30 protein-coding genes, 1 tRNA gene and 2 pseudogenes are annotated in these 24,229 nt (G+C 61.5%); 20 read left to right on the top strand and 13 right to left on the bottom strand.

Features of this window, described 5'->3' with window-relative positions:
- Positions 1–121 precede the first annotated feature (121 nt).
- Positions 122–352, bottom strand: a pseudogene (locus IC66_RS0104720) (acetyl-CoA carboxylase biotin carboxyl carrier protein subunit); the annotation flags it as partial.
- On the opposite strand from IC66_RS0104720, the pseudogene IC66_RS0104715 reads away from it, so the two are divergent.
- The 6 genes and pseudogenes from IC66_RS0104715 to IC66_RS0104690 form a co-directional block, all read left to right on the top strand.
- A pseudogene (locus IC66_RS0104715) lies at positions 276–773 on the top strand (oligopeptide/dipeptide ABC transporter ATP-binding protein); the annotation flags it as partial. The pseudogenes IC66_RS0104720 and IC66_RS0104715 overlap by 77 nt on opposite strands.
- A complete protein-coding gene (locus tag IC66_RS0104710; protein ID WP_028144604.1) occupies positions 773–1,702 on the top strand; it encodes an ABC transporter permease in 930 nt (309 codons plus the stop codon). The pseudogene IC66_RS0104715 and the gene IC66_RS0104710, both read left to right, overlap by 1 nt.
- Positions 1,699–2,622 carry an ABC transporter permease gene (locus IC66_RS0104705; protein ID WP_085971626.1) on the top strand — a complete coding sequence of 308 codons (924 nt, stop codon included), beginning with the start codon at positions 1,699–1,701 and terminating at the stop codon, positions 2,620–2,622. The genes IC66_RS0104710 and IC66_RS0104705 overlap by 4 nt, the downstream gene beginning before the upstream one ends.
- 297 nt (positions 2,623–2,919) lie before the next feature.
- Positions 2,920–4,770 (top strand): dihydroxy-acid dehydratase, encoded by a 1,851-nt coding sequence (ilvD, locus tag IC66_RS0104700; protein ID WP_038946817.1) that lies wholly within the window; start codon positions 2,920–2,922, stop codon positions 4,768–4,770.
- Between the two features lie 386 nt (positions 4,771–5,156).
- Complete coding sequence (locus IC66_RS0104695) at positions 5,157–5,474, top strand: hypothetical protein (protein WP_028144607.1); 318 nt, start codon at positions 5,157–5,159, stop codon at positions 5,472–5,474.
- 244 nt (positions 5,475–5,718) lie between these two features.
- A complete protein-coding gene (locus tag IC66_RS0104690; RefSeq protein ID WP_038970325.1) occupies positions 5,719–6,042 on the top strand; it encodes a hypothetical protein in 324 nt (107 codons plus the stop codon).
- A 173-nt stretch (positions 6,043–6,215) separates the two neighbouring features.
- Here IC66_RS0104690 and IC66_RS0104685 read toward each other — a convergent pair whose 3' ends face one another.
- Positions 6,216–6,737: a GNAT family N-acetyltransferase gene (locus IC66_RS0104685; RefSeq protein WP_038946816.1), complete on the bottom strand. Its 522-nt coding sequence runs from the start codon at positions 6,735–6,737 to the stop codon at positions 6,216–6,218.
- A 160-nt stretch (positions 6,738–6,897) separates the two neighbouring features.
- Here IC66_RS0104685 and IC66_RS0104680 point away from each other — a divergent pair, with 160 nt between their 5' ends.
- The 5 genes from IC66_RS0104680 to IC66_RS0104660 all read left to right on the top strand — a co-directional run bounded on the left by IC66_RS0104680 (position 6,898) and on the right by IC66_RS0104660 (position 10,227).
- The gene (locus tag IC66_RS0104680) at positions 6,898–7,989 is read left to right on the top strand and encodes an AI-2E family transporter (protein WP_049806458.1); all 1,092 of its coding nucleotides are present in this window, start codon (positions 6,898–6,900) and stop codon (positions 7,987–7,989) included.
- Positions 7,990–8,162: 173 nt separating this feature from the next.
- The gene (locus IC66_RS47580; RefSeq protein WP_162832270.1) at positions 8,163–8,333 is read left to right on the top strand and encodes a hypothetical protein; all 171 of its coding nucleotides are present in this window, start codon (positions 8,163–8,165) and stop codon (positions 8,331–8,333) included.
- Between the two features lie 70 nt (positions 8,334–8,403).
- A complete protein-coding gene (locus tag IC66_RS0104670) occupies positions 8,404–8,667 on the top strand; it encodes a hypothetical protein (RefSeq protein WP_038946813.1) in 264 nt (87 codons plus the stop codon).
- Positions 8,668–9,134: 467 nt separating this feature from the next.
- On the top strand, positions 9,135–9,884 hold the full coding sequence (locus tag IC66_RS0104665) for a hypothetical protein (RefSeq protein WP_049806457.1): 750 nt from the start codon (positions 9,135–9,137) through the stop codon (positions 9,882–9,884).
- Between the two features lie 127 nt (positions 9,885–10,011).
- Positions 10,012–10,227, top strand: a complete 216-nt coding sequence (locus IC66_RS0104660; RefSeq protein WP_038946811.1) for a hypothetical protein — start codon at positions 10,012–10,014, stop codon at positions 10,225–10,227.
- 112 nt (positions 10,228–10,339) lie between these two features.
- Here IC66_RS0104660 and IC66_RS0104655 read toward each other — a convergent pair whose 3' ends face one another.
- Both IC66_RS0104655 and IC66_RS0104650 read right to left on the bottom strand, forming a co-directional pair.
- Complete coding sequence (locus IC66_RS0104655; protein WP_038946810.1) at positions 10,340–10,525, bottom strand: hypothetical protein; 186 nt, start codon at positions 10,523–10,525, stop codon at positions 10,340–10,342.
- A 67-nt stretch (positions 10,526–10,592) separates the two neighbouring features.
- Positions 10,593–11,075 (bottom strand): hypothetical protein, encoded by a 483-nt coding sequence (locus IC66_RS0104650; RefSeq protein ID WP_038946809.1) that lies wholly within the window; start codon positions 11,073–11,075, stop codon positions 10,593–10,595.
- A gap of 290 nt (positions 11,076–11,365) precedes the next feature.
- On the opposite strand from IC66_RS0104650, the gene IC66_RS0104645 reads away from it, so the two are divergent.
- The 3 genes from IC66_RS0104645 (at position 11,366) to IC66_RS0104635 (ending at position 13,289) form a co-directional block, all read left to right on the top strand.
- Positions 11,366–11,950, top strand: a complete 585-nt coding sequence (locus IC66_RS0104645) for an ATP-dependent DNA ligase (protein WP_162131322.1) — start codon at positions 11,366–11,368, stop codon at positions 11,948–11,950.
- A 323-nt stretch (positions 11,951–12,273) separates the two neighbouring features.
- Entirely contained in the window at positions 12,274–12,888 is a 615-nt protein-coding gene (locus IC66_RS0104640; RefSeq protein ID WP_157158016.1) for an Abi-alpha family protein, read from the top strand.
- Positions 12,889–12,896: 8 nt separating this feature from the next.
- The gene (locus tag IC66_RS0104635) at positions 12,897–13,289 is read left to right on the top strand and encodes a hypothetical protein (protein WP_157158015.1); all 393 of its coding nucleotides are present in this window, start codon (positions 12,897–12,899) and stop codon (positions 13,287–13,289) included.
- Positions 13,290–13,502: 213 nt separating this feature from the next.
- On the opposite strand, the gene IC66_RS0104630 is transcribed toward IC66_RS0104635, so the two are convergent.
- Genes IC66_RS0104630 through IC66_RS0104605 form a run of 6 tightly spaced genes read right to left on the bottom strand, consistent with a single transcriptional unit; the run spans position 13,503 to position 16,692 of the window.
- Positions 13,503–13,760: a hypothetical protein gene (locus IC66_RS0104630; protein ID WP_038946804.1), complete on the bottom strand. Its 258-nt coding sequence runs from the start codon at positions 13,758–13,760 to the stop codon at positions 13,503–13,505.
- A gap of 20 nt (positions 13,761–13,780) precedes the next feature.
- A complete protein-coding gene (locus IC66_RS0104625) occupies positions 13,781–14,416 on the bottom strand; it encodes a hypothetical protein (RefSeq protein ID WP_157158014.1) in 636 nt (211 codons plus the stop codon).
- Positions 14,413–15,867 carry a hypothetical protein gene (locus IC66_RS0104620; RefSeq protein ID WP_049806456.1) on the bottom strand — a complete coding sequence of 485 codons (1,455 nt, stop codon included), beginning with the start codon at positions 15,865–15,867 and terminating at the stop codon, positions 14,413–14,415. The genes IC66_RS0104625 and IC66_RS0104620 overlap by 4 nt, the downstream gene beginning before the upstream one ends.
- The gene (locus tag IC66_RS0104615) at positions 15,864–16,100 is read right to left on the bottom strand and encodes a hypothetical protein (protein ID WP_038946801.1); all 237 of its coding nucleotides are present in this window, start codon (positions 16,098–16,100) and stop codon (positions 15,864–15,866) included. Before IC66_RS0104615 ends, IC66_RS0104620 begins: the two co-directional genes overlap by 4 nt.
- A complete protein-coding gene (locus IC66_RS46085; RefSeq protein ID WP_157158013.1) occupies positions 16,097–16,237 on the bottom strand; it encodes a hypothetical protein in 141 nt (46 codons plus the stop codon). Before IC66_RS46085 ends, IC66_RS0104615 begins: the two co-directional genes overlap by 4 nt.
- Positions 16,234–16,692, bottom strand: a complete 459-nt coding sequence (locus tag IC66_RS0104605) for a hypothetical protein (RefSeq protein WP_063712055.1) — start codon at positions 16,690–16,692, stop codon at positions 16,234–16,236. The genes IC66_RS46085 and IC66_RS0104605 overlap by 4 nt, the downstream gene beginning before the upstream one ends.
- 390 nt (positions 16,693–17,082) lie before the next feature.
- On the opposite strand from IC66_RS0104605, the gene IC66_RS0104600 reads away from it, so the two are divergent.
- Complete coding sequence (locus IC66_RS0104600) at positions 17,083–17,265, top strand: hypothetical protein (protein WP_038946799.1); 183 nt, start codon at positions 17,083–17,085, stop codon at positions 17,263–17,265.
- Between the two features lie 161 nt (positions 17,266–17,426).
- Here the strand turns inward: IC66_RS0104600 and IC66_RS0104595 are convergent, their stop codons facing one another.
- Both IC66_RS0104595 and IC66_RS42465 read right to left on the bottom strand, forming a co-directional pair.
- Positions 17,427–18,911: an AAA family ATPase gene (locus IC66_RS0104595; RefSeq protein WP_038946798.1), complete on the bottom strand. Its 1,485-nt coding sequence runs from the start codon at positions 18,909–18,911 to the stop codon at positions 17,427–17,429.
- 193 nt (positions 18,912–19,104) lie between these two features.
- Positions 19,105–19,296 (bottom strand): helix-turn-helix domain-containing protein, encoded by a 192-nt coding sequence (locus IC66_RS42465; RefSeq protein ID WP_049806455.1) that lies wholly within the window; start codon positions 19,294–19,296, stop codon positions 19,105–19,107.
- A gap of 129 nt (positions 19,297–19,425) precedes the next feature.
- On the opposite strand from IC66_RS42465, the gene IC66_RS0104585 reads away from it, so the two are divergent.
- The 5 genes from IC66_RS0104585 (at position 19,426) to IC66_RS0104560 (ending at position 23,294) form a co-directional block, all read left to right on the top strand.
- Positions 19,426–20,010 carry a hypothetical protein gene (locus IC66_RS0104585; RefSeq protein ID WP_157158012.1) on the top strand — a complete coding sequence of 195 codons (585 nt, stop codon included), beginning with the start codon at positions 19,426–19,428 and terminating at the stop codon, positions 20,008–20,010.
- A complete protein-coding gene (locus IC66_RS0104580) occupies positions 20,007–21,176 on the top strand; it encodes a site-specific integrase (RefSeq protein ID WP_038946795.1) in 1,170 nt (389 codons plus the stop codon). The genes IC66_RS0104585 and IC66_RS0104580 overlap by 4 nt, the downstream gene beginning before the upstream one ends.
- 266 nt (positions 21,177–21,442) lie before the next feature.
- Positions 21,443–21,532, top strand: a tRNA-Ser gene (locus tag IC66_RS0104570).
- A 49-nt stretch (positions 21,533–21,581) separates the two neighbouring features.
- Entirely contained in the window at positions 21,582–22,325 is a 744-nt protein-coding gene (locus tag IC66_RS0104565; RefSeq protein ID WP_038946794.1) for a DUF7168 domain-containing protein, read from the top strand.
- A 228-nt stretch (positions 22,326–22,553) separates the two neighbouring features.
- On the top strand, positions 22,554–23,294 hold the full coding sequence (locus IC66_RS0104560; RefSeq protein ID WP_049806460.1) for a cation transporter: 741 nt from the start codon (positions 22,554–22,556) through the stop codon (positions 23,292–23,294).
- A 202-nt stretch (positions 23,295–23,496) separates the two neighbouring features.
- Here the strand turns inward: IC66_RS0104560 and IC66_RS0104555 are convergent, their stop codons facing one another.
- A complete protein-coding gene (locus IC66_RS0104555) occupies positions 23,497–24,105 on the bottom strand; it encodes a hypothetical protein (protein WP_038946792.1) in 609 nt (202 codons plus the stop codon).
- Positions 24,106–24,229 lie beyond the last annotated feature (124 nt).

Genomic DNA, 24,229 nt, shown 5'->3' with positions numbered 1-24,229 from the left:
ATTTTTACCGCACGCGAGGTGCCGTAGGGCGGCAAAGCGGAGCCTGCCGACGATGCCGCTCCACCACTTTTTAACATCGATGGCGGGCACGGCACTTTGCGCCTTTGCCCCGTTCGTTGCGCTAACCTGCCCCGATCTCGGCGACGATCCTGCCCGTCGTCACCTGCTCGCCTTCGGCGACGTCGATCGCCGCCACCACGCCGTCGACGCCGGCCTTGTGGACGTGCTCCATCTTCATCGCTTCCAGCGTCAGCACCGGTTGGCCGGCTTTGACACGGTCACCCGGCTTGACCAGCACGGCGACGACGCGTCCGTTCATGGCGGCGCGCACCTTGCCGTCACCGCCGTTGGCTCAGGCGCAGGTGGTGAACCTGCTTTGCGATCTCCAGGCCCAGCTCTCGCTCACCTTGCTGTTCATCAGCCACGATCTGCGCGTCGTCAGGCAGATCAGCAATGTCGTCGCCGTGATGTATCTCGGCCGCATCGTCGAGGTCGGCAGCGCCGACGATCTGTTCGCGCGACCGGAGCATCCCTACACCCAGGCGCTGGTGTCCGCCTCGCCGGCACCGGGCCGCCGCAGCGCAGGCCGCATCGTGCTCGCGGGCGATCCGCCGAACCCAGCCGCGCGACCGCAAGGCTGCACCTTCCATCCGCGCTGCCCGCGCGCGATCGCGCGCTGTGCGCGCGAGGTGCCGGCGCTCGCGGCTGTCGGTGGCAACAGGCAGGTCGCCTGCCATCTCGTCACGGGCGCCGAGACACGGGACGCGGCGTGATGGGACGCTACTTCGCCATTCGCATTGGACGCGCGGCGCTCACGATCGTGCTCGTCGTCACCTTCGCCTTCGTCGTGCTGCGGCTGTCAGGCGACCCTGCGCTGATGATTTTGGGACCGGAGGCGCCGCCCGAGGTGCTCGCGGCGTTCCGCAAGGCCTGGGGCCTCGATGATCCCATCTGGTTTCAGTATCTCGATTATTTCGGCGCCATCGCAAAGGGCGAGCTCGGCCGCTCCATGCGCGACGGACGGCCCGCGATCGAGCTGGTGCTGGAGCGGATTCCGGCGACGCTGGCGCTGACCTTACCGGCCTTCGCCTTCAAGGTCGCGCTCGGCGTTCCCGCCGGCATCTACGCCGCGCTGCACCGGGGCTCCGCAATCGACCGCGCCGTGATGATGACGGCGGTGGCCGGCTTCACCGTGCCGAGCTTCGTGCTGGCGCTGCTGCTGGTGCTCGTGTTCGCCGTGCAGCTCGGCTGGCTGCCCTCGGGAGGGCAGGACAGCTGGCGCCACGCGATCCTTCCCATTGCGACGCTGAGCCTCGGCGGCGCGGCCGTGCTGGCGCGATTCACCCGCAGCGCGATGCTGGAGGTGCTGGGCCAGCCCTATATCCGCACCGCATCCGCAAAGGGCGTGCCGTGGCGCAGGGTGGTGACATCGCATGCGCTGCCGAATGCGGCGATCCCGACCGTCACCATTCTCGGCTTCATGGTGGGCACGCTGATCGCAGGCGCGGTCGTGGTCGAGAGCGTGTTTGCCTGGCCGGGAGTAGGGCGGCTTCTCGTCGTCGCGGTTGCCAATCGTGACCTCGCCGTCGTGCAATGCATCCTGCTGCTGGTCGCCATGACCATGGTCACGTCCAACCTCATTGTCGACTTCCTCTACGGTTTCCTCGACCCGCGGTTGCGCGCCAAAGGAGCGCACGCATGACCGACGCCACGCTGAAGGACACCAAAGCGTTTTCAAGCGAAGTGGTCTCCGGTTCGCGTAAAGAAAACGCGTTAAAACTGGAATCTAGCGTCCGCCGCCGCATCAGCCTGCCGGCGATCCCGGTCTCGGTCGCGCTCGCGGTCGCCTGGATCGTCGCGATGCTGGTCATTGCAGCCTTCGCCGACAAGATCGCGCCTTACGGCTTCACCCAGCTCGATCTGCGCAACCGGCTCGCCGCGCCCGGCAATGCCGCGCATTGGCTCGGCACAGATGAGCTCGGCCGGGACGTGCTGTCGCGGCTGCTCGTCTCCATCCGCATCTCGCTGCTGATTGCCTTCGGCGCGACCGCCATCTCGGCGGTGGTCGGCACCACGCTCGGCTTCCTCGCCGCGCATTTCCGCGGGGCCGTGGAGCAGCTCGTGCTGATGCTGACCGACTTCCAGGCCAGCATGCCGTTCCTGATCATGGCGCTCGCGGTGCTCGCCTTCTTCGGCAATTCGCTGCCGCTGCTGATTGGCCTGATGGGCATGTTCGGCTGGGAGCGCTACGCCCGCATCGCCCGCGGCCTTGCCATCTCCGCCAATGCGCAAGGCTACGCCGCGGCGGTCCGCCAGTTGGGGGCGACGCCGCCCCGGATTTACCTCCGGCACATCCTGCCCAACATCGCCTCGACCCTGATCGTCTCGACCACGCTTGTCTTCCCCGAGGTGATCCTGATGGAGTCAGGCCTGTCCTTCCTCGGCCTCGGCGTGCAGCCGCCGATGACCAGCCTCGGCAACATGGTCGGCTACGGCCGCGAATACCTGACGCGGGCCCCCTGGATCATGCTGGCGCCGGCCGCCACCATCGTCGTGACCACGCTGGCAGTTTCGGTGATCGGCGACTGGCTGCGCGACCGGCTCGATCCGACGTTGCAATAACGGATGCGCCTCGGGATCATCCGCCGTCATTCCGGGGCGCGCCGAAGGCGCGAGCCCGGAATCCATTGTCCCGCGGGTGCTGCCGCCCGATGGATTCCGGGTTCGATGCTGCGCATCGCCCCGGAATGACGGAGAGAGGTAGGCTAGGCGCCGAAAACCCCGCGCCGGGAGCAGGGGAGCCCTGTCCGCCCCAAGTTCCCGTTGCGCGCGTTCCCCGCGTGCGCTATCCGGCCACAAAGGCCTGAGGCGGCACCAGATTTTCCCGCCCGGCCGGTCAAACCGAGGACGGAAACCGCCATGCCAGCCTATCGCTCCCGCACCACCACCCACGGCCGCAACATGGCGGGTGCCCGCGGCCTCTGGCGCGCGACCGGCATGAAGGACGCCGATTTCGGCAAGCCGATCATCGCGGTCGTCAATTCCTTCACCCAGTTCGTGCCCGGTCATGTCCATCTCAAGGACCTCGGCCAGCTGGTCGCCCGCGAGATCGAGCAGGCCGGTGGCGTCGCCAAGGAATTCAACACCATCGCGGTCGACGACGGCATCGCGATGGGCCATGACGGCATGCTCTACAGCCTGCCGTCGCGTGAGCTGATCGCCGACAGCGTCGAGTACATGGCCAACGCGCACTGCGCCGACGGCCTCGTCTGCATCTCCAATTGCGACAAGATCACCCCCGGCATGCTGATGGCCGCGCTGCGGCTCAACATCCCCGTCGTGTTCGTCTCGGGCGGCCCGATGGAGGCCGGCAAGGTCAAGCTGCAGGGCAAGACCAAGGCCGTCGACCTCATCGACGCCATGGTCGCCGCAGCCGATTCCAAGGTCAGCGACGACGACGTCAAGGTGATCGAGCGCTCGGCGTGCCCGACCTGCGGCTCCTGCTCGGGCATGTTCACCGCCAACTCGATGAACTGCCTGACCGAGGCGCTGGGCCTCGCGCTGCCCGGCAATGGCACGGTGGTGGCAACCCATGCCGACCGCAAGCGCCTGTTCGTCGAGGCCGGCCACACCATCGTCGATCTCGTCCGCCGCTATTACGAGCAGGACGACGCATCCGTGCTGCCGCGCAACGTCGCAAACTTCAAGGCGTTCGAGAACGCGATGACGCTCGACATCGCCATGGGCGGCTCGACCAACACCGTGCTGCATCTGCTCGCCGCCGCCCATGAAGGGCAGGTGGAATTCACCATGAAGGACATCGACCGGCTTTCCCGCCGCGTGCCCGTGCTGTGCAAGGTCGCGCCGTCGGTCGCCGACGTGCATGTCGAGGACGTGCATCGTGCCGGCGGAATCATGGGCATTCTGGGCGAGCTCGACCGCGCCGGCCTGATCGACACCTCGGTCTCGACCGTGCACGCGCCGACCATGAACGACGCTCTGGAACGCTGGGACATCAAGCGCTCCAAGAGCGAAGCGGTCCGCACCTTCTTCCGCGCTTCGCCCGGCGGCATCCCGACCCAGGTCGCCTTCAGCCAGGAGCGCCGCTACGACGAGCTCGATGCCGACCGCGAGAAGGGCGTGGTGCGCGACCTCGAGCACGCCTTCAGCAAGGACGGGGGCCTTGCCGTGCTCTACGGCAACCTCGCGCAGGACGGCTGCATCGTGAAGACCGCCGGCGTCGATGCTTCCATCCTGAAATTCTCGGGCCCCGCGCGCGTGTTCGAAAGCCAGGATGCGGCCGTCGAAGGCATCCTGGGCGGCAAGGTCGTCGCCGGCGAGATCGTGGTCATCATCTACGAAGGTCCGCGCGGCGGCCCCGGCATGCAGGAGATGCTCTATCCCACGAGCTACCTGAAATCGATGGGCCTCGGCAAAGCCTGCGCGCTCGTCACCGACGGCCGCTTCTCCGGCGGCTCCTCCGGCCTGTCGATCGGCCATCTGTCGCCGGAAGCCGCCGAAGGCGGCAACATCGGCCTGGTGCGCACCGGCGACCGCATCGCCATCGACATCCCGAACCGCAGCATCAGCTTAGAGGTCTCCGACGAGGAGCTCGCCAAGCGCCGCGCCGCGGAAGAGGCGAAGGGCGATGCCGCTTGGCAGCCGGCTGCGCGCAAGCGCAACGTCTCGACCGCGCTGCAGGCCTACGCTGCGCTCACCACCAGCGCCGCGCGCGGCGCCGTGCGCGAGGTCAAGCGGCGATCGAAATAGCGCCTCGACACGCCTCAGGCGGGAGTCGATTTCTCCGAAGCGCTCGCGGTCCCCCCGCGAGCGCGCAGATGCGCTTTGCAGGACAGACAAATGAAGCCGGGACGGGTGGTAAAGAAACGGCCCCCGCCTCCTGGGGTGTGGGCTATTGGGGGGTGGAGGCGAGAGCCGCTTTGCGAAGTGGGCACCCGACGTGCGGGCTCGCCCGCCAGGCCCTGTGAATTTAGTGTATTTGTGCCCACTTTGCTATTTAATTTTTATTTATTTTCGTTGTTTTTTTATTTAATCGTGCAATCCTAAGAAAAATAGCCGAAATCCATTTTTCCGAATCCGGCCAGGCGGTCGCCGAATCCTCCGCAACAGTCCGGATGCCATTAGCGGAGTAAGCCATGAGTCAATCTCCATCGCTCGTGCCGCACATGACCACAGACCGGGACGTCTATCTCGTGCTCGATGATTTCGGCCGGCGGCTCGGCCGCGCCTGGTGTGAAACTGCCGAGGAGGACGCCAATCGGGCGACCCTGCTCAGACATCTCGTCGAGGGGCAATATCTCCATCCGGCACGTGTCGTGGCCTTCAATACCGCGGAAGGATGGTCACGAGATGCCACCGCAGAAATAGCGGACGAGCTGCGCCGCCGCTTTGTCGAATTCGAGGAGACAGATCCCTCGCTGCTGGAGTTTTTGGAAAGAGCGGCGAGGCGCTGAAGCGCGAGCTTGACGGAGGCGGATGAGGGCCTTTCGCGTTAATGCGCGTGGTCAATGAGTTCTTACCGGGTGGCCGCGATCGGCCATTCGCATTAAGGATGCCCCGACGAAGTTCGGCAGCCCTGGATTTTGCGGCGTATACTGCCCTGCGACCTTCGCAAATCCATTTTTGGGCAACTGGGGCACCACCGCAATGTCTCGTACTCTCGCTGTTGTTTTCTCGACCGCCGTCGCCGCGATTTCCATGACGGGCGCAGCCTCCGCCGGCTGCTACAATTGCTACGCACCGCCGCCGTGCCAGACCTGCTATCAGCAGCAATACGTGCAGCCGCAATACCGCACCGTCGACGAGACCGTGATGGTCTCCCCGGGCTCCGTCGTCGCGCACCGCTCGCCCGCGCAGTACCGCACCGTGATGGTGCCTCAGACCGTGATGGTCGCGCCGCCGAGCGTCCAGTACGAGCGCATCCCCCCGCAATACGCCACGCGCCAGCGCGTCCAGATGGTCTCGCCGGGCTATTCCTATTACGCCCCGGTGCAGATGGGATGCGCGTCCTGCGGGTACTGAGCTAGAGGCAGTCACGAAGAACATTTGCGCGGCGCTCCTCACGGGGCGCCGCTTTCTTTTGCGCGGTGTAAAGGGAGCGGATCTTTGAACCGGTGAGCCCTTGTTGCCGAGCTACATGTATCAGAAGGCGGCAGTGTTTTGCGCGAGCTTGAGGCGTCGTCCGAGAGCTTCTATCAGGTCAGCGTCAGTACCATATGGACCGTATCAGATTCGCGGCGTTCTGCGCGTTCGAACTCAAATCTGCCAAGAAGACTGAGCATCGCAGCGTTGTCCGGCAGCACCTCCGCGGTCAGTTTCTTCAGCCTGGCTTCGCGGGCAAGGCTGATCAGGTGACGCAGCAGCAGTCCGCCGATGCCGCGTCCTTGCCAGGCGTCGATCACCATGAAGGCCGTCTCGGCGCAGCCCGGCCCGGCTGCGACATATCGCGCACCGCCCACGATGGTGCTCCGACCTGCATTCGCCACGCACGCGACCAGCGCCACATGGTCCTTGAAATCGACCTCGACGAAAAAGGCGCGTTCCTTCTCGGAGAAATGACGCTTTAGCATGAAGAAGCGGCGCTGGAGGGACTGTGTGCCCACCTCGCCAAGCGCGGCCAGCATGGCGGCCTGGTCATCTGGCCGGAGAGCACGGATCTCCACGGCCGTACCGTCGCGGAGCTGTTCGTTTCGCGCGTAATTTGCTGCATCCGACATGCGTTCGCGTCGCAATTGTTGAGCCGCTACGTGACAACGGCACCCGTCCGATCAGGCCGCTTTCAGTCCTTTGCCGGTTGATTTGGATCAAGCCTGCAGTCCCAGTCCGGCCGCTAGGCTTTCCGCATGGAGCCAATCAGCCGGGCGCAGGCCGCAGACCTTGAAGACACTTCGCCAACTTTTTTCCACCAGCGACGTCGTTCAGCTCGTGATCCGGCTCGGCTTGCTTGCGCTGCTGATCCTGTGGACGCTCCTGATCATCCGTCCCTTCGTGCCGATCCTGACCTGGAGCGCGGTACTTGCCGTGGCATTCTATCCGGTCTTCAGCTGGCTCGCGAAATGTCTGGGCGGCCGCCCGCGGACAGCGGCGGTGCTCCTTACCTTCACCATGCTCGGCATCGTCATCGGTCCGGCGGCCTGGCTCGGCCTCAGTGCGGTTGAAGGGGTCAGGGAGCTTGCAGGGCAACTCGGTAGTGGCGATCTCGCGCTGCAGGCGGCGCCGGAGCGGATCAGGGACTGGCCGCTGGTCGGGCCGCAGCTCTACGATCTCTGGAATCAGGCCTACACCAACATCCGCGCGGCCGTGCGCGAGGTTGCGCCATATCTGAAGCCGATTGCCGGCATGATGCTGTCATTCGCAGGCAGCGCCGGCCTTGGCACCCTGCAGTTCCTGATGTCGGTGCTGGTCGCCGGATTTCTCTTTCCATATGGTCCGCAGCTCGTCAGCGCGATCCGCGGTTTCCTGTTCCGAATCGTGCCGGAACAGAGCGAACATTTCCTCGAGCTGGCGGCTGGGACCATCCGGGCGGTGTCGCAAGGCGTCATCGGCGTCGCCATTATCCAGGCGCTGCTCGCCGGCATCGGATTCAAGCTGGCGGTCATCCCAAGCGCGGGGCTGCTCGCCGTCATTGTTCTGCTGCTGTCGATCGTGCAGCTCGGTGCAGGGATCGTCCTCATTCCGGTCGTCATCTGGATCTGGATGGACAAGGACGTCACCACGGCGCTGCTCCTGACTGTGTTTCTCGTCATCGTCGGTCTTCTCGACAACATCCTGAAGCCGCTGGTCATGGGACGGGGCCTCTCCACGCCGGCGCTCGTCATCCTGATCGGAGTGATCGGTGGCACGCTCGCGCATGGGATCATCGGTCTGTTCATCGGACCGATCATTCTTTCGGTCGCCTGGGAACTCACAGCGGCCTGGATCAGCATCGACCGGGCCGTGCGGCCTGCGCAGCTTGTCGCTGACCGTTGACTTAAATCAACGCCTCAGCGATGGCGGCGCCTCTTGAATGCCTTGCACGACGACGCAGCGTCCTCTTTTTGGACATCAAGCGCCAGCGCGGCGATCATTGGCAACTGAACCTGCCCGCAGGGTAATTCCTACTATCGCTATTGATGAACGCAGAAGCGCAAGTGAGGTCGGTTATGGCCGGAACGAACAAGCTCTCGGTCGAGAAAGCTCTCGAAAAATTGCGCCAAGATGATCGGATCAAATCGAGCGGAGAGCAGCGTGACGAAAAGAGTGAAGACCTGCGTCGAGAGATCAAGCGCATGAGGGCGCAGCGATCGCGGCTTGATCGCGCGCCCTCCAAGTAAAGCGTAGCTGTGTCCAGGCGTGACCATCTAAGTGCGCACGGATCGAGCCGGCCAAGGCTGGAGTAAAGCGATGTGGGTGCTGATGTATGTCTTTTCCTACTCGATCAGTCCTGCCGCGACGAACGACAAGGCGGAATGGCGACTCCTTCCGACTGTCGTCTTCCAGGAGTTTTCCAACGAAGAGCGGTGCCGGAAGGCCAAAGCCACGCTTGAAGGAAGCTTGAGCGGGGCGGGCGCCAAGCTTCGAAGCGGCTTGGAGGATCTCAAGAGCCTGGGTAAAGCAGATCCAGCTCAGATCATCATCGCCTACAACGTCGAATGCCTGCCGAAGTAGGCCCTAGCCCGGGTGCCCGCATCTGTGGACGCGAATCGGCAATCGGCATGAGACCGCCGGCATCGTACCGATCGGTCCAAATTGGGTCCAAGTTCGCGTTGCGCTCAGTCCAAAGCTAAGCTAACTCCCTGGGATTGTTACGAGGGAAGGGTGGCCGAGTGGTTTAAGGCACCGGTCTTGAAATTCTGGAATCGGGGTGCCGGCCTGTACCGGCTTGCCCCGTTTCCTGCCGAAATAACCGGAAATTTGTCGAGTCCGGCAGCTTGTCGTCCCTGTCATTCCCGCGTCGTCCCGACCAGTTGGGTAGCAAAACCGGTAGCAGAGCGCAGGCCGCGCGTGACGTCTCGTGTAGACCGCGCGCGCGAAGCGGGACTGCCTGTGAATAGCGGGAAGAGCCAGCACAATCCTGAGCTACCGTCGTGTCCGCCATGTCAGCGTGGGTGTCTTGTTGCAGTCATGGTTTTGAGATGGCCTACTTGAGCGCCCAACAAAGGGCAGAGCGCGAAAAGCATTGGTATTCGGAGCTTGGCGGACTGCTGGCAACTGCACCCGACCTATCCGTTGCCCAGTTGGCTCCGGCGGCGCTGACGTGGGTCGGCCGGGTGAATGCCCTTCTTCTCGAAATGGGAGAAACCTTGCTCGCAGCTGAGTTCAAATTTGCGTTCGACCGACGCTTGGGCACTCAGTTGGATTCTCCTGTTTCGATGGCTGAAAAGATGCGCACTCCCATGTATCTTGCCCTAGGCATCGCGGAAAGAACCGCGCCAGTGACATCTCGGGGCGCCTACATTCCCGTAGGCTCTGCCCACGACGCGCTGATAGCTATTTCGGCGGTACTTGGAAACGCAGCAAAGGACGTCTTCATTATCGACCCGTACATGTCACAGGTGGTTCTTAACGATTTTGCATTGTCCCTCGGTGAAGGCGTCAGTTTGCGCCTGATGTCTGGCCATAAGAAGACCTTTCCCGATCTCGAGCCGGCACTACGAGCTTGGCGACAGCAACGCACGACGCGTCCTGTCGAAGTGCGCATCGCTCAGCAAGCCACGCTGCATGACCGGGTTATCATTATCGACGGAAACGCTTGGTCATTGTCACAGTCATTTAATGCCTTGGCGAAGCGGTCTCCAGCAACGCTGCAGCCGTTCGATCCTGAAATTGGATTTTTAAAGTGCGCGTATTATGAGGATGTTTATACGGCGGCGAAGGTGATGTAGAAGGCAGACTGGCCGGCGTGATCGGGCGAACGCCATCCACACCCACTACGCGCAGTCGCTCGCGCGGGTTCCGACCCACCAGTAATCGACAATTTGACTCTGGAGCGCGGCTTGTCTCGATAGAGGCATGCCCGAACCATATACACACGTTCGCCTGATCTGCTGCGATGACGGCGGCCTAAACCACCGCTACGAGATCCGCGTCTCTACTTTCGTGCAGTTCGATGAGAACCCAGGCCGGCGCTCGATCACCGGTCACCCGAGCAAGAAGGAAGCGGAAGAGATCGCGAAGGAAATCGCGCGCAGCGAGCGTAAACGGACAGGCGCTCCCGTTTGGAAGTGATCGCCAATGTAAAATGAAAGGCCGCCTCAGGGGGCGGCCTACACTCAAGTTTCTTGGTACTCTCGTATTCCGTGGATCAGATAGAAGCGGCCCGCCATCGCAGATACAACGACTAGGCGGTCATGCGCACGTGCAGCGCAAACGCCTCTTCGTTCTGCTTGCGGTCTTGCTCAGACCGCCTCTTGAGCTCGGCAAGCCGCTTAGCATGACGCGACTGGATCGGAGTCGCGGCAAAACCCTTGGCTGTCGCACGCTTTGCGCCAAGTTTGGTAATTGCTATGATCTGCTCACGAGTCATGGTCGACTCCTACCTGCTCCCAGTAAACGTCATGTTTACACACCTACCGTCCAGTTCAAAGCGGGATTTAGGTCCTGCTGTACAGCCAGTAACTAATTCCCTCTAGATCTTGAAATTTTGTTTCGATAGAAAAACCGTTATCTGTCAATATGTTAGTTATCAACTCGTACTTTTCAAGGGCCGGGGCAGGCAAGTTCCGATAGTAAGTTTCCATGGTAATTTTATCGTCAGGACAAGCTTGGGCCAGCCTGGAAACACATTCCAAAAGCAAAATTCGAATGTTTTCGCGTTCGTAGGGCGGGATACATTCAAGCACCACTTCACGGGAGAAATCGAGCCCCGTGACCTTCCATTCTTTCTCAATATGGCGGCGACGAATCCCGAATCGCAGATCTGAAGCGCCGTCGATCGAAGGGCCTAACGTGACTGAGAAGAGGATTACTTCCTCCAGCTCAAGGTCGTATCCCAACGCGAACTCAACTACATGTGTTCCAAAGTTGTCGACGAAAACGTCGGATAATTCGAAATCCAAATCATAGACATAGGCCATGCGAGCGTTTCCCCGCCAACCCTAATAGTTGGATTGAATGGCTCGCGCTAGGCTCTCCGCATCCCGCATCGCCCGGCGCTATGGCCCGCCCGCGTGAACCGGTGGCCCCCGGAATGGTTCGCCCCTCCAGAGCAAAAGACGGCCCCAGCCAACTGGCGGCGGGCTGGGGCCGTTGGAAACACTCCGACACGACGGGGGGCTGTCGCCGGAGAATAGGGAAACCTGCCCACTTGCCGGATGTTCCCAACTCGCAAAACACCCCCGAAACGCCTATCTTTTCTCACATGCGTATGGCGTACGAGCTCTGCTTGGCCACCGCCGGCAAGCAGGTCCCATCTGGGCCGGACTGGATCCATGAAGTGAAACATGACGGCTACCGGATGCTGGTCATCCGAAAGAACGAGCGCGTGCGATTGCTCTCGCGGAACGGGACCGACTGGACAAAGCGATACCCCTGGATCGCAGAGGCAGCGCTGAAGAACCGACAGAAGCAGTTTGTGATCGATGGGGAGGCCGTTATCCTCGGCGTGGACGGCATCTCCGATTTTAACGCACTGCACTCCCGCAAGCACGACCACGAGGTGCAGCTTTACGCCTTTGACGTGCTCGCCATGGGCGGGGATGACCTCCGGCAGCTCCCGCTGCACCTACGCAAGGCCAATTTGGAGCGGCTGTTGGCGCGCCGACCTGACGGCATCACCGTGGCACCATTTGAGCGCGGCGAGATCGGACCTGATCTCTACCGTGCTGCCTGCCGCATGGGGCTAGAGGGGCTAGTCTCGAAGCACCGCGAGCGGCCATACCGGGGCGGGCGTCAAAAGCACTGGATCAAAGTCAAGAACCGGAGCCATCCCGCGATGAGACGGGAGCTATAACGCCGACTAAACCCAAGATCATCGACGCAGTCTCCGTTCAATTTCACCGGCTGCCCAGGTCGCAACGATGATCGCGAACCGGAAGCGAGCACGACCAGCGTAGTACCGAACTAAATCCACCATTTTCCACCTGCTTGATTGGGTCACCTGGCCGTTATCTACACGTCCAGAAATCCAAAATTTGGAGAAGTCGTCCGATACGCCGGCGGCCGCGCAAGAGCCGCCCGAGTCGCAGAAGGGTCAAAGATAAATCCGTGTCAATCCACCGGTAATGCGGCTTGCTCTCGCGCTACGGTTGCGATTGGATCGCTTTGGAGGAGTACATGACCAAAGCACCATACGAGGGCGCGATTGAGGAAACCGCGAAGGCGGCCGGGCAAGCCCTGGACATCGTCAAGGGCGGCTCTCAGGCCATTGCCGACATCTACGGGTTAATCATTGGAGATCAGCTCCACGCGGCGCGGCATCGGCGCCTGGATGCGATTACCCGGCGAACCCGAGAAATACTGAAAGAGAGAGACGCGAAGTCGACCGAAGTACCTGAGCAAATCGCAATCCCGCTACTCGAGGCGGCTCAAGCAGAGTCTCGCTCGGAGATGCAGGAGCTGTGGTCGCGGCTTTTAGCCAATGCAATTGATTCCGATCGTGCCGCTGACGTGCGCCCCGAGTTTATTGTCGCGCTGAAAAAATTCCAGCCACTTGATGCGCTGGTTTTGCAGAAGATCAAGGGCATGGTCCAAGATCCAGGTGTTGCGGCGGTTGATCCGGGTAATCTCGCTAACGCAATGCAGGTGCGACAATCTCTGATCCGGGTTTCGCTCGATAGTCTCGCTTCTACGGGTTGCTTAGCTGCCGCCGGCACCAATGTGCCCGGTTATGCCTCCGCTTACAGGATTACGAGTTTCGGAATTGAGTTTCTGCAAGCGTGCCGCGAATAGACCGCGCCGTGACTGAAGACCTCGAGATAGAGAAATTGATCGCGGAGCTGCACGCGCTTGCCGCTACCGCACAGGTCTACCCTTTCCAGCCCCTACTGGCGAAGGCCAAAGAGCATGATTGCCACCGGAACGTTGATCTGTTCGTGTCACAAAATGCAGGACATCGAACGGTCCGCGGCTGGCTCATCTTCGACTTCAGAAACCTGTTCCTGCTGGGGTTGCAGCCCATCGTCCGCTTCACCGCGCACTCGCTGATTGAAAACGAGCAGGGCCAAAAGATTGACATCACTCCGTCTAGAGCCTCGCAGCCATACCCCTTCATCGAACACCCCTTCGGCGAGACGGATTTCATGAGCCTGGTAGATGGGAGGCAGATCTCTCACATTGATGTTGAGTGTTGACGAAACTCCTCCGCTCCACGGCCTCAGAACACCGTGTGCTGCACTCTGGAAGACGACGATTGCTCGTTTGAACCCGTACCAGGAGCGTTGCCCCCAGCCCCTTACGGTCGACTGCCAGCACCCCGAACAGGTCGCAGGGCAACGTCCAGCCGTTCAGGGCAACAACGCCGCTGCTTCGGGCGCGACCAGCTTTGCAAACGAATGCCAGGGCGCTCATAGCTTCGTCACCTCAACGCACTTCGCCTCGCCGCTGCGTACGACATTCGTAACCGCAACCGTTGCAAACTCCGGCTTCCCGTCCGCATTGGCGAAGACCTCGATGCGGTCGCCCTTGCGGATCAGCGATTCTATCGCTTCCATGAAATAGGCCGGCTTCAAGAGATCCTTGACGGAGTGAGTCGTTCTGTAGTGGAAGACGTTGAACGGCTTGGAATTGACCGCCAAAGCGAAGGTTTCCAGATCCAGCTGCACGGGCAAATCTCGGACATCGCTCATATCGTGCGCCCCCCGTGGCCGACCGCAGAGCCGGGGCCGGCGAGCGTCTCCGTCAGGCGCCGAATACGGTCCTGGACCGACTTCTCTCGATAGCCCGGGCTGCCAGGCGGCGTCCTCTTGTAGATCGCGTCCAATTCTACCTGGGCAGCACTCTTGCCGCGCGGCACCACCATTCGCGGCTCGTCGTACGAAGGCGCGCTTTTGCGAGCGACGTGGAAGTCTCCCATCATGCCGCTCTTCAGCCGGCCATGCTGCGCCAGGAACTCGAGCACGGCGGGGTCATTGCCAAGGCCGTTTGCATCCACCTTGGCGATCAAGTCCGGCCGGTTCGTAACGATGTCCTTGAAAGCTTCTTTCGCGTACGCGAGGTTTTCGCTGGCATCCGAGCCCCACTTTTGGACGAGGGCCGCGTGCTCGCCGCCGAGCTCGGTCAGCGTCGAGATTGCGTTGTCAACCTCGCTCGATTCGACATTCGGCGCTTCCCGCATGGGCGCAACAGGCGCGCTCACCGTGAACTGGCCGTCATCCGCCGTGGGGGGTGGCGTATCCACAATTGGTTGGGCAATGGCTTGCGCCTTCTGGCCGTCACCAGCCATCCAAGCTTCAGCAGCGCTCAAATCAACTTCGCTCAATGTCTCGCTCCATAGGTTCCTGTGTGCACGTTGTAACGCCCGGCTGACTCGTGATGCACGGGGGCGGACTTCCTTCGCTTCGCGGTCGTTGCCAGCACCAACGCGCCAGCAACTGCGTTCGCAACGTCGTCATGCGCGCCGGGGGCATGATCGATTGCATCCTTGCCGCCGCGAGTGGCGCGCCGCTCAAGCAAGGCAAGTTGAGTGATTAGCCGGTCGTGGTCGAGGAGATCGACCCCGCGCGAATTGATCAAAGGCAGGAGCGCAACATAGAGATCAGACCGAGAGCGATCGGCCGTCTCATAGTGCACGCCAAACCTTCGAAAACTCTCGCGGGGCCAGTCCCCCCCGAAGCGGTCTCCGACCACGCGACTAACGCGGTAGGACCGCAGTAAATCGCAAAATTCCTGCACAATGGCTTCGGGCGAGAACGGCGGCCGCACCTCGCGGATAGCATCCAGAATGACCGTCGCGCTCTCGTCCGCGCCTTCCTTGTGCGCAATCGCGAGCGTCATGGAGTCCTTGCCAGACCCGCCCGCAACGTCGGTAAAGGCAACGTAGTGTTTCGTCCGCTCTGGCCTTCGCTCAGTCACGCCATTGGCGACGCAAGCGCGCACCGCTTCAATCGGGATGTAGCTCGAAATGTCATTCCGGAACTCACCGAGCCATTCGGCGGCAGCAACAGCTGGATCATCGCGCAGGGCGTCTTGAATGATCTGGGGATCAAGCGTTGGATTTAGCGCCAGCGAGGGCGCCTTGATCACCAGGACTTTGCTGTCTTTGCCGAAATGCTCCTGGTACTTGTTGTAGAGGAGACCGCTCTTGCGGTACGGCGACGAGATGCCGATGATGATGGAATTCGGCAGCGTCGCGGTGCCAGGCTTGATAGCCGCGTAGGTCTCTTCATCCGGCGACGCAGAGCTATCGTCGCGGTAGAAGGCGCACTCATCCAGCACTGCGGCGAGCACCGGACGACCACGCAAGCTACGAAAGCTGTTGGTGGCAATGGCCACGTCAACCCGATTGTTGAGCTCCAGGCCGCTCGCCGTCTCTCGCTGCACGAGGCCGGCAAGCAGTGGGATGTCTTGGAAGTAAGACTGGGTATATTGGAAAATGATCTTGGCCTGGTCACGGTCGGTTGCGAGGCACAGGACCACGGGGCGCTCACCAGGGCGAAGCTTGGAAGCACCGTCAAACATCGCGGCCATATGGGCCACTAGGACGGATGCAACGCTGTCCTTGCCGGCGCGGCGGCCAGCAATAATCCAGACCTCCTTCACGGGCTCAGCCGGTGGCTCGCGCTCAGCAATGCAGTGAAAGAAGACTTTCTCCGCATCAGTCATCGGGATGGCGAAGATGCCCTTGAGCACCGTCCTCCACGCATCCCAACTCGCCCCGGGAAACCAGGGCGCGTAGAGATTCTGATCCGAGATGGCTTCTACGATGTTCAAGCAGCCAGCCCGTCCGACACCTTGCCCTCGATCGAGGGACGACCATCAACGAAGTGGACCGTCAGCTTGGTCTTGGGGTCGTGTCCCTCTTCAGCCAGCCGCTTGGCGGTGGCTTTGAATGCGTCATGACCGATCGCGATCAGCCGGCCACACTCGGCAAGCTTCACGATGAAGCTCTGAGGCCATGCGGGATCGGCGTGCGCCAGTGCTGCAATGGGTTGAAGGCTGCTCACTTGGTTTTCACCTGCGTTGACTTCGCCTCGCGGTGAGTGCGTGCCGGCGGTGCATTGGTCGTGCCGGGTCCGCCAGGACGGGCGGGCTGCAGATAATCGTTGCCCTGCGGCGGGCGCGGCGGCTTGGGATTGCTCATAGTGCTTCCTCTCGGTTGGGGTGGGTGGGATGGGAATGACCCTCAGCGGGCTTTAGGGGCTCGCTGGTGAGTCCGGTGTTTGCGGGCTGCCGAGTGGCGGCTGACGGTTTGAACGAATCCGAGGTCGCGGCTGAGGCTCTGGAGGCCACATAGCTGGCGAGGCTTGGGGTGACGTCGCGCGGCACGCGCTCAATGCCCAGATCGGCCAGCAAGCGCCGCATGGCGTTGCTCGCAGTCGTGTACTCGGCGATGTTCACGCCGCCGCCAGCGAGATACGTCGCCTCGCTCTGCTCGAGCACAACGCACAACTGAGCCGCGCGGCGCGCGATAGCATCTTGCGCGGCGCTGGGATCGCCGCCGATGTCCTGGACGAACTGCTGATACAGATCGCGATAGCGCCGCACGGGCGCCGTGCGGCCGTCGAGATCGGCAAGCAGCGCGCTTCCGTTCGTCACGCGCGATCGCGCTTGCGGCTTAGTAGGAGCTTTGTGGGAGCTATCTGGCATCATGTTTGGCATATGAATGTTTCGCCCGCGCGCCTCAACCTCGTTCGATGACGGGGCGGGACGAAGCAGCACACGCTAAGAAATTCTCTGCGCAACTACGCGTTACCGAATTGCAGAACCGGTGCTCACCGCTATCAATTCTGAGTCAAATCAATGAGTTGGTGAAAGAGAGCAGGGCGCTTGCTACCCGTTTGCTACCGAACTCGCTATTTGTACTAATCGGTACAAAAAGAAATAGCTTACTGCAGCAGCCAGTTTGGAGCGACGCGGCCCAAATCATGCGAGAAAAAGTTCGCGTGCGCTTGCAGAAGCGCAGCAAGCCTGCGCTATGATCGAGGCATGACCAAAAAGCGCCATTCTGTTTGGAACGGCATTCGGGACGCCTATAACGTCCACGAAGCCATGCAGCTTCTAGATAGCCTGCAGCGATCTGGGGGCCACTACCTGACCGAGCTACGGGAGATGGCGCTGATGGTGATTGTTCTCGCCATCGTCTGTCTGACGTTCTGGCTGATGAGCTAACCTGTACGGACGGATCAGAGGATCGCCGACCGGCTTGCGCACCAACTCCCATCGAACGGAAGAGAGAACCGGCCGGCGTCCAACTCTGTGAACGAAGCGAACGCTCCGAACGTTCGTTCGCTCTGTTCAACGCCCCAATCCGAACGAACAGAACAGAACACCTATAGGGTGTTCTGTTTGTTCGGTGAGGTGTTCGGTTCGGTGATCCAAACATGATCAACCCCGCTGATCTCTCGTGAGCAAATGAGACCATCCTCGGCAGCCCGTTGAAGGGCGCGATTGAAGCGCATCCGCTTCCCGTCCGCAGTCTCAGCGGGGCACGCGGCCGTGAACTCGGCGCGCAACGTCTCCAATGCGCTCGCGGTGACGGTCGGCCCCTCGTCCCCGTACGGCTTCAGAGCCTTCCCACTGTCCAGCAGAACGGTTGTCAGTGCCGCTTTGAATGGCCGCAGCGACTTCGCCCAGCCATCCGTTGGACGCGCCATGGCCTCGCGCTGCTCGTCATGCGAGGCGCAGGGGGTGATCGAGCCGACAACGGCACCCGTGATCGGCTTCCCGCTCGAGGTGCGATCGACCTCCACAAAGTTGAGGGTATAGTCGAAGATGGCCCGGTCGCACGCACCGCCACGGTCCTTGTCTTTGATCAGGCGATAGCCGGATTTTGTTTTGACGGTCTTAAGGACGAAATCCGAGTTGCCTCGGAGCCGATAGGAGCCCGCTATTCCCTTCGTTTCATCTTTGCCAGGATGCGCGATGAAAATGACCGAGCACCCAAACTCATCGATCAATGCGCGCGCTAGGGCAAAACAGTGCCCGGCCACGTCGTCGTCGTTGAGGCTTTTGCCACCCACCGCAGCCGGTAAGGTATCGATCGTGATCAGCAAAGGCGGCTTGCCGTCGTTGCGAGTGGTGTCTTTGCGCACGCGCTCCACGAATAACTTTCGATCGCGCTCCAGGGTGATATCAAGATCCGCCTTGATGATACCCCAGTCCAGATGACTGAGCTCAATCCCGCTTTCCTTGGCTATGCCGCGAATGCGGCGCCGAAAGTCAGCCTGAGCCTCATACACCGCCACAAGAACGCGGCCCGCCTTGCACGCGTAGTGCGGCTGGCCGGTAAGATGAGCCTTGCCGAGACCTGAACCGCTGGCGATAGCCAGGTTGATGGCATTGGCCACGGCGGTTTTCCCGGTGCCGGTGGGGCCGAAGATAAATCCCGCCTCAGCTCGGCCGATAATCGCGCCACTTTCAATATCCGCGACAAGCGGATCTGGGTCTTCTTCGCCGAACTCAACCCAATGCGCGACATCTTCGATGCCAGGGTCGATTTCAACGGCCTCACCCGCCTTCAATGCATCGCCGATGGTTTCTCCGACGTGGGCGATGCCATAGTGGTCGATCAGGCCAAGAAGGTTTGCTTGCGCGAACAAGACAGATTCAACATCGATGTCCCCGCCGTCAATGACCTCGCCCAGCAGACCGAGTCGATCCATCTCGGCAAGCCGGCGCCCGAGGACTCGCAACCGTGCATCTGTCTCTTCGGGGCTGCGACCTCTCAATAAATAATGCAGCCGCCTATACTCGGACCTCGCTTCAAACGGGGTGAGCTCCTTCACCGCCTTGAGGTTGACCACGTTAGCCTTCATCGCGCACCCCCGTACACGAACGGAGCGAGCGCATCGGCCAGCGAGGCGGCAATGGCACAGCGGCGGGAGAGGTGCACCGCTTGAAGAAAGCGAAGGTGTTTGTTATCTTCCGAATTGACCTTGCCAGCCGCGAGATCATCTACCGGAGCCCCGCACGCCGCCAGCGTTGCGGGGTTTTGCTTTGCGACCATCGTTAGGACTTGATCCCGACCAGCGCCTTAAGGCTCGCCGTGGGCACCCGGATAGACTTGCCAATCCGGATCGAAGGGATCTCTCCACGCTTGATGGCGTCGTACGTCGCGTTTTTGCCCAGGCCCAAGAAATTAGCCGTCTCGGTCGGCGTCAGTGTCGGCCTGGTCAAAAGGGCCTCATATTGCTGCGTCATTTGCTTTCCCGCTGGAGGGCGACAACCGCCGACTGCTGCGCCCAGAGATGCTTTCTTGTCGGCTGAACCTTATTTAGCTTGATTTGCCCCGATTGCCATGCGATCATCTGCCAAATGGCGGAGAATGTTATGGCAAAAATCAAACCGGAAAGCAGGGGCGGGGCTCGCAAAAACGCCGGCCGGAAGCCCCAGGCGGTCACGAAGAGCGCGTACTTCTCGACGCGGTTGGACGACGCGACCAGAGATCGGCTTGAAAGAGAGGCGGCTAAGTCCGGCCACTCGCTATCGAGGGAAATCCAGAACCGCCTTACTGAATCCCTCAACGAGAAGAACGCGTGGGGTGCGCCGCACGTGCGAGACTTTGCGCGAATGGCTATGCACTTGGCTGCGCAGGTGGAGGCCACCACCGGCAAGCCGTGGAACGAAGATCAATTCACGTTCGAAGCGCTTAGGCGGGCATTTGAGATCAGCATGGTTTTGCTTAACCCCGGCACCGAAGTGGTTGTGCCTGCTCACCTGCGTGAGATGGAGCAGCTGGTCCCGGAACACACGACCCCTGCCGGCATCGGTAGCGCGATTGCGCTCGGATTGCGGGACCGAATGATGATGGAGCCGCCGCAAGGCAAGCGGCCCAAAAACGTGCATACGCCTAACAGTTTCTATGAACTCCCCGCACTAGGCGGGAGATTGTCAAAGAAGGAGGGGCAAAAGTGAAGGGTCACGTCCGCGAGCGCGGCAAAGGCCGCTGGTATGCTGTCATTGAAACCCGCGACGGTGCCGGCAAGCGCAAGCGCAAGTGGGTGTCTTTGCCCGACGCTAAGGGAAAGCGGGATGCGCAGACCGCTTGCGGCAAGCTCATCACTGAAATGAACGGCGGCTCTTACGTCGAGCCGACCAAAACGACATTGGCCCAGTTCTTTGACCGCTGGCTGAAGCACATCAAGCCGAACGTCTCGCCGCGCACGTATGAGCGCTACGAACAGATCGCGACTAAAAACATTGCCCCGCTGATCGGCGGCAAGATCCTATCCAAGCTCCAGCCGATCGACATCAGCGAGGCATACGGCAAGGCCCTTGAGACCGGCCGGCGGGACGGGAAGGGTGGTCTCTCGCCGCGTACCGTCCACCATATGCACCGCGTTCTCTATTCTGCCCTCGGGCAGGCGGAGAGGTGGAAGCTCATCGCTCGCAATCCGGCGGCCCTCTTGGAAAAGAAGGACCGCCCGAAGATCGAGCGCAAGGCGGTTGCCACCATTGACGCACCAACCACCGCGACCGTATTTGACGCAGCACGAGAGCGGCGCCTGTTCATCCCGTTGATCCTGGCGACCCTTTGCGGCCTGCGTCGTGGCGAGATTACAGCGCTCCGCTGGCGCTCCATCGATCTGGACAACGGACAGTTGGCGGTCGTTGCAAGCACCGAGCAAACCGACGCGGGCAGCATCCGCGAGAAGGAGGCCAAGTCCGGCCGTTCCCGCACTGTGGCGCTGCCGTCGCTGGCCGTTGAGGAGTTGCGGCGCTGGCGGCTCCAGCAAGCCGAGGAACTCCTTAAGCTGGGGGTGAGGGCGGAAGATAGCTGGCACGTCGTCACCCAGGCCGACGGCTCTCCGCTCCAGCCCCGGAGCCTTACGCACGTTATGTCCGACTTCCTGAAAGAATGGGGGATGACGCTCCATAAGATGCGGCACACCCACGCCAGCCACATGCTGGCGGCGAATGTTCATCCCAAGATCGTGCAGGAGCGGCTAGGGCACTCCAGCATAGCCATCACGCTCGACATCTACAGCCACTTGATGCCGAACATGCAGGGCGGGGCAGCAGCGGCGGTTGACGTGGCCATGCGCAGCGCTTTGGCTGGTAGAAAGCAAGAGGAGCAGTAATGCCGGAGAATTGGTATTTGTGGGTGGGCCTGATCGGCACCATTCTTTACGCTGGTCAGCAAATTGAGAAACTCTTAGAGAAGCGGCTCAACAAGATAGAGCGGCAGCTCGAGGCGTTGGAGCAAAGCATAGAGCAGCTCCGATGTTGACCTGACGAGGCAAGGGGCAATAAACAAGCGGACCGACGACGTTGGGTAGCAAAGCGGTAGCAGAGTCCACGAAACGTTCTCTGCGAAGCGACGAAAAGCTAAACAATTTCAAGGCTTGGAAGGGTGGCCGAGTGGTTTAAGGCACCGGTCTTGAAAACCGGCGTGCCCGCAAGGGTACCGTGGGTTCGAATCCCACCCCTTCCGCCAGTCTATCCGAACGGGGTCTCTCGGTCGGGCTTTCCCGAACAGGTGATCGGTGGACCAGGCGTTAAATCCGGACGGGCTCGGCAAGCTCAAGCTCCGCATTCAAGCGTTGCGCGCCAAGACCATCGCCAATGGCTGTACCGAGGACGAGGCGCTGTCTGCCGCCGCCAAGGTTGCCGAACTGCTGGATCGCCACGATTTGTCGCTCTCCGACGTCGAGCTGCGCGCCTCGCCGTGCGAACGGAGGGTGTTTGAGACCCATCGCAAGAAGCGAATTCCGCTCGACGACTGCATCGGCGCGATCGCTCATTTCTGCGATTGTCGGGTCTCGCGCGAGAAGAACGCAGTCGGCGAGAACATCTATGTGTTCTTCGGTCTCGGCGCGGATGTCGAGGTCGCGCATTATCTGGCTGAATTGATCGACGGCGCCGTGCGCGCCGAACTTGGCCGCTTCAAGACGTCGGTCGACTACGCCCGGTTCCGGCACCAGGAGCGGCATCTGGCGAATGCCTCGTTCGCGCTCGGGATGGTGGCGTCCATCGCGCAAAGGCTGGTGGCGATGAAGGCCAGTCGCGATCAGGTCAACGAAAGCACCGGTCGCGGGCTGGTCGTCCTCAAGACCTCGGTGGTCGATGCAGAATTAGACAAGCTCGACCTCAAGCTCCGGACCGCGCGCAGCACCAGCCGGATGGTGTCGATGACGGCCTATGAAGCCGGCGGCGCTGCCGGCGCGTCGCTGGCGATCAATCCCGGCCTTGGCGAGTCGCAGTCAGGGACCGCTCACAAGGGAAGCTGAGGGGCGCGGCTTCGGCCGGAGTCGAGAGCATGGCGATGTCGGTCGTCTATGCTGCCGGCGTGCTGATAAGATGCAGCGTCACCGTAATTCGGCGGAGACTGTGAGAGCGGAAGCGACGAGGGGCGGTAGCGACTTCGTCGCGCAGCCGGCACCGGACTCGAAGTGGAACAGCAGCTACCGCGAAGCGTCAGTAGCTGGTACGTTCGGCACGAAGTGAGGACCGACATCATGGCGACGGACTGCTGCGAACAGAGCGGCTCTTGCTGCCCCCCACCGTTGAACCTCGAACCTGTTCGGCGCACAGAGTGCGGGTCCGCAGAGGCGGCGTGTGGTTGTTCCGGCGGTGTTCCGGTCTTCGACGGAATGGACCCCACGTACAAGCGGGTCCTCTGGACGGTAATCGCTGTCAACGGCTCGATGTTCTTGATCGAGATGCTTGCTGGGCAACTGGCAGGTTCACAGGCGCTGAAAGCCGATGCTCTGGATTTTCTTGGTGACACGGTGACGTATGGGCTCAGCTTGGCCGTGATCGGGGCGAGCCTGCGACGCCGAGCTACAGCCGCCCTTTTCAAGGGTCTCTCTCTCAGCGTGATGGCGCTCTGGGTTGTCGGGTCGACTGTCTACCAAACGCTCATTCTCGGTACGCCAAAAGCAGAAGTCATGGGAGTGATTGGATTTCTTGCTCTTGCGGCCAATCTCGGTTCGGTCTTGATGCTCAGGCCGTACAAGGATGGGGACGCGAACGTCCGGTCTGTTTGGCTCTGCTCGCGAAACGACGCAATAGGCAACGTGATCGTGATGGTCGCCGCCTTGGGCGTTTGGGGGACCGACACAGCTTGGCCCGACCTCCTCGTCGCTGCCGTGATGGGTGGCATCTTCCTGACCTCCTCGATCCAGATACTCCGACAGGCTTGGAGCGAGTTCAACGCGGATAACTCCGCAAGCCAGCAGACCGCTGCCGCTCGTTGACAACTCGGGCGGCTAATTAAGATTGGAAGCTTGTCCGCCAACATGAACCGTGATGCCTAGAACGTGCGACTCTTGAACACCTGAGCATTGACCAAAGCGTACGAGGAAGGCGGATGATCTGCACCCTTCCTCGCGCAGCCGTGGCCACACACGCTTGAGCCCCCCGTCTGTTCTGACGGGCAGCTCGACTGGAGAGAAAGCCTCAGCTCTTCGGACCGCCGCCCTTCAGCACGTCCCAGGCGGCCTGGTTCGCCTGGTCGAACGCCTTGCGGGATTCGGCGAGCGCGGCGCTCAGGACCGACCAGGATTCGCTGCCGGCCTGCTTCAGCTTCTGCAGACGCGCTTCTGCTTCGGACGCATCGGATTTCATCTGCTTGAGCGCGGCATCGACATCGACGGTGCGGGCTGCAGCCACTTTAGCCGCGGCTTCGCGGAATTTGTCCGCCGCTTCGCGCCACGCCTTTGCCTGGGCCGCTGCAACGTCCTTGAAGGTGGCCTGCTGCTGCTCGAACTGTTTTCCGGCGCCTTCGAAGTAGGTTTTCACCTGGGCCTCGAATCCAGCCCACTGCTTCTCCAGGTCAGCCTTGGCGTCCGTCCAGGCGGCTTCACCTGCTTCCGCCTGGGTCTTGAGCATCGCCTGAAACGCGTCACGGCGCGTCGTCAGATCGGACAGAAGTTGATCCGTCTTCACCTTGGACTCTGCCTTGGCCTGACCGGCCTTGACCTCGAACGAGGCCAATGCGGCGTCCATCTCGTCGATCCGCTCCTTGGCCCAATTGAGGTAGAAGTGCATGCTGCTCTGCTGTGACATGGCCGTCTCCATCTGCTTGCCGACGGCAGGTTCCCAGAGCTTCGGCTTGCTCGTATTGACCTGTCTCAATGTCGTGATCTCACGAATTACGACGGCGGCTTCGCACAGCGCAGACCCAGCGCGC

Origin of the sequence: Bradyrhizobium genomosp. III (genome assembly GCF_000261705.1) — a bacterium.
Classification (GTDB): Bacteria; Pseudomonadota; Alphaproteobacteria; order Rhizobiales; family Xanthobacteraceae; genus Bradyrhizobium; species Bradyrhizobium ottawaense.
The sequence above is the reverse complement of the archived record's forward strand: the minus strand, read 5'-3'. Positions and strand labels throughout refer to the sequence as shown.

Bases quoted from the DNA above. Each gene is read 5' to 3' on its own strand.
- IC66_RS0104710 (WP_028144604.1), top strand. From the start codon at position 773: ATGGGACGCTACTTCGCCATTCGCATTGGACGCGCGGCGCTCACGATC.
- IC66_RS0104705 (WP_085971626.1), top strand. From the start codon at position 1,699: ATGACCGACGCCACGCTGAAGGACACCAAAGCGTTTTCAAGCGAAGTG.
- ilvD (WP_038946817.1), top strand. From the start codon at position 2,920: ATGCCAGCCTATCGCTCCCGCACCACCACCCACGGCCGCAACATGGCG.
- IC66_RS0104695 (WP_028144607.1), top strand. From the start codon at position 5,157: ATGAGTCAATCTCCATCGCTCGTGCCGCACATGACCACAGACCGGGAC.
- IC66_RS0104690 (WP_038970325.1), top strand. From the start codon at position 5,719: ATGACGGGCGCAGCCTCCGCCGGCTGCTACAATTGCTACGCACCGCCG.
- IC66_RS0104685 (WP_038946816.1), bottom strand. From the start codon at position 6,737: ATGTCGGATGCAGCAAATTACGCGCGAAACGAACAGCTCCGCGACGGT.
- IC66_RS47580 (WP_162832270.1), top strand. From the start codon at position 8,163: ATGGCCGGAACGAACAAGCTCTCGGTCGAGAAAGCTCTCGAAAAATTG.
- IC66_RS0104670 (WP_038946813.1), top strand. From the start codon at position 8,404: ATGTGGGTGCTGATGTATGTCTTTTCCTACTCGATCAGTCCTGCCGCG.
- IC66_RS0104665 (WP_049806457.1), top strand. From the start codon at position 9,135: ATGGCCTACTTGAGCGCCCAACAAAGGGCAGAGCGCGAAAAGCATTGG.
- IC66_RS0104660 (WP_038946811.1), top strand. From the start codon at position 10,012: ATGCCCGAACCATATACACACGTTCGCCTGATCTGCTGCGATGACGGC.
- IC66_RS0104655 (WP_038946810.1), bottom strand. From the start codon at position 10,525: ATGACTCGTGAGCAGATCATAGCAATTACCAAACTTGGCGCAAAGCGT.
- IC66_RS0104650 (WP_038946809.1), bottom strand. From the start codon at position 11,075: ATGGCCTATGTCTATGATTTGGATTTCGAATTATCCGACGTTTTCGTC.
- IC66_RS0104645 (WP_162131322.1), top strand. From the start codon at position 11,366: ATGGCGTACGAGCTCTGCTTGGCCACCGCCGGCAAGCAGGTCCCATCT.
- IC66_RS0104640 (WP_157158016.1), top strand. From the start codon at position 12,274: ATGACCAAAGCACCATACGAGGGCGCGATTGAGGAAACCGCGAAGGCG.
- IC66_RS46085 (WP_157158013.1), bottom strand. From the start codon at position 16,237: ATGAGCAATCCCAAGCCGCCGCGCCCGCCGCAGGGCAACGATTATCTG.
- IC66_RS0104600 (WP_038946799.1), top strand. From the start codon at position 17,083: ATGACCAAAAAGCGCCATTCTGTTTGGAACGGCATTCGGGACGCCTAT.
- IC66_RS0104595 (WP_038946798.1), bottom strand. From the start codon at position 18,911: ATGAAGGCTAACGTGGTCAACCTCAAGGCGGTGAAGGAGCTCACCCCG.
- IC66_RS42465 (WP_049806455.1), bottom strand. From the start codon at position 19,296: ATGACGCAGCAATATGAGGCCCTTTTGACCAGGCCGACACTGACGCCG.
- IC66_RS0104585 (WP_157158012.1), top strand. From the start codon at position 19,426: ATGGCAAAAATCAAACCGGAAAGCAGGGGCGGGGCTCGCAAAAACGCC.
- IC66_RS0104560 (WP_049806460.1), top strand. From the start codon at position 22,554: ATGGCGACGGACTGCTGCGAACAGAGCGGCTCTTGCTGCCCCCCACCG.
- IC66_RS0104555 (WP_038946792.1), bottom strand. From the start codon at position 24,105: ATGTCACAGCAGAGCAGCATGCACTTCTACCTCAATTGGGCCAAGGAG.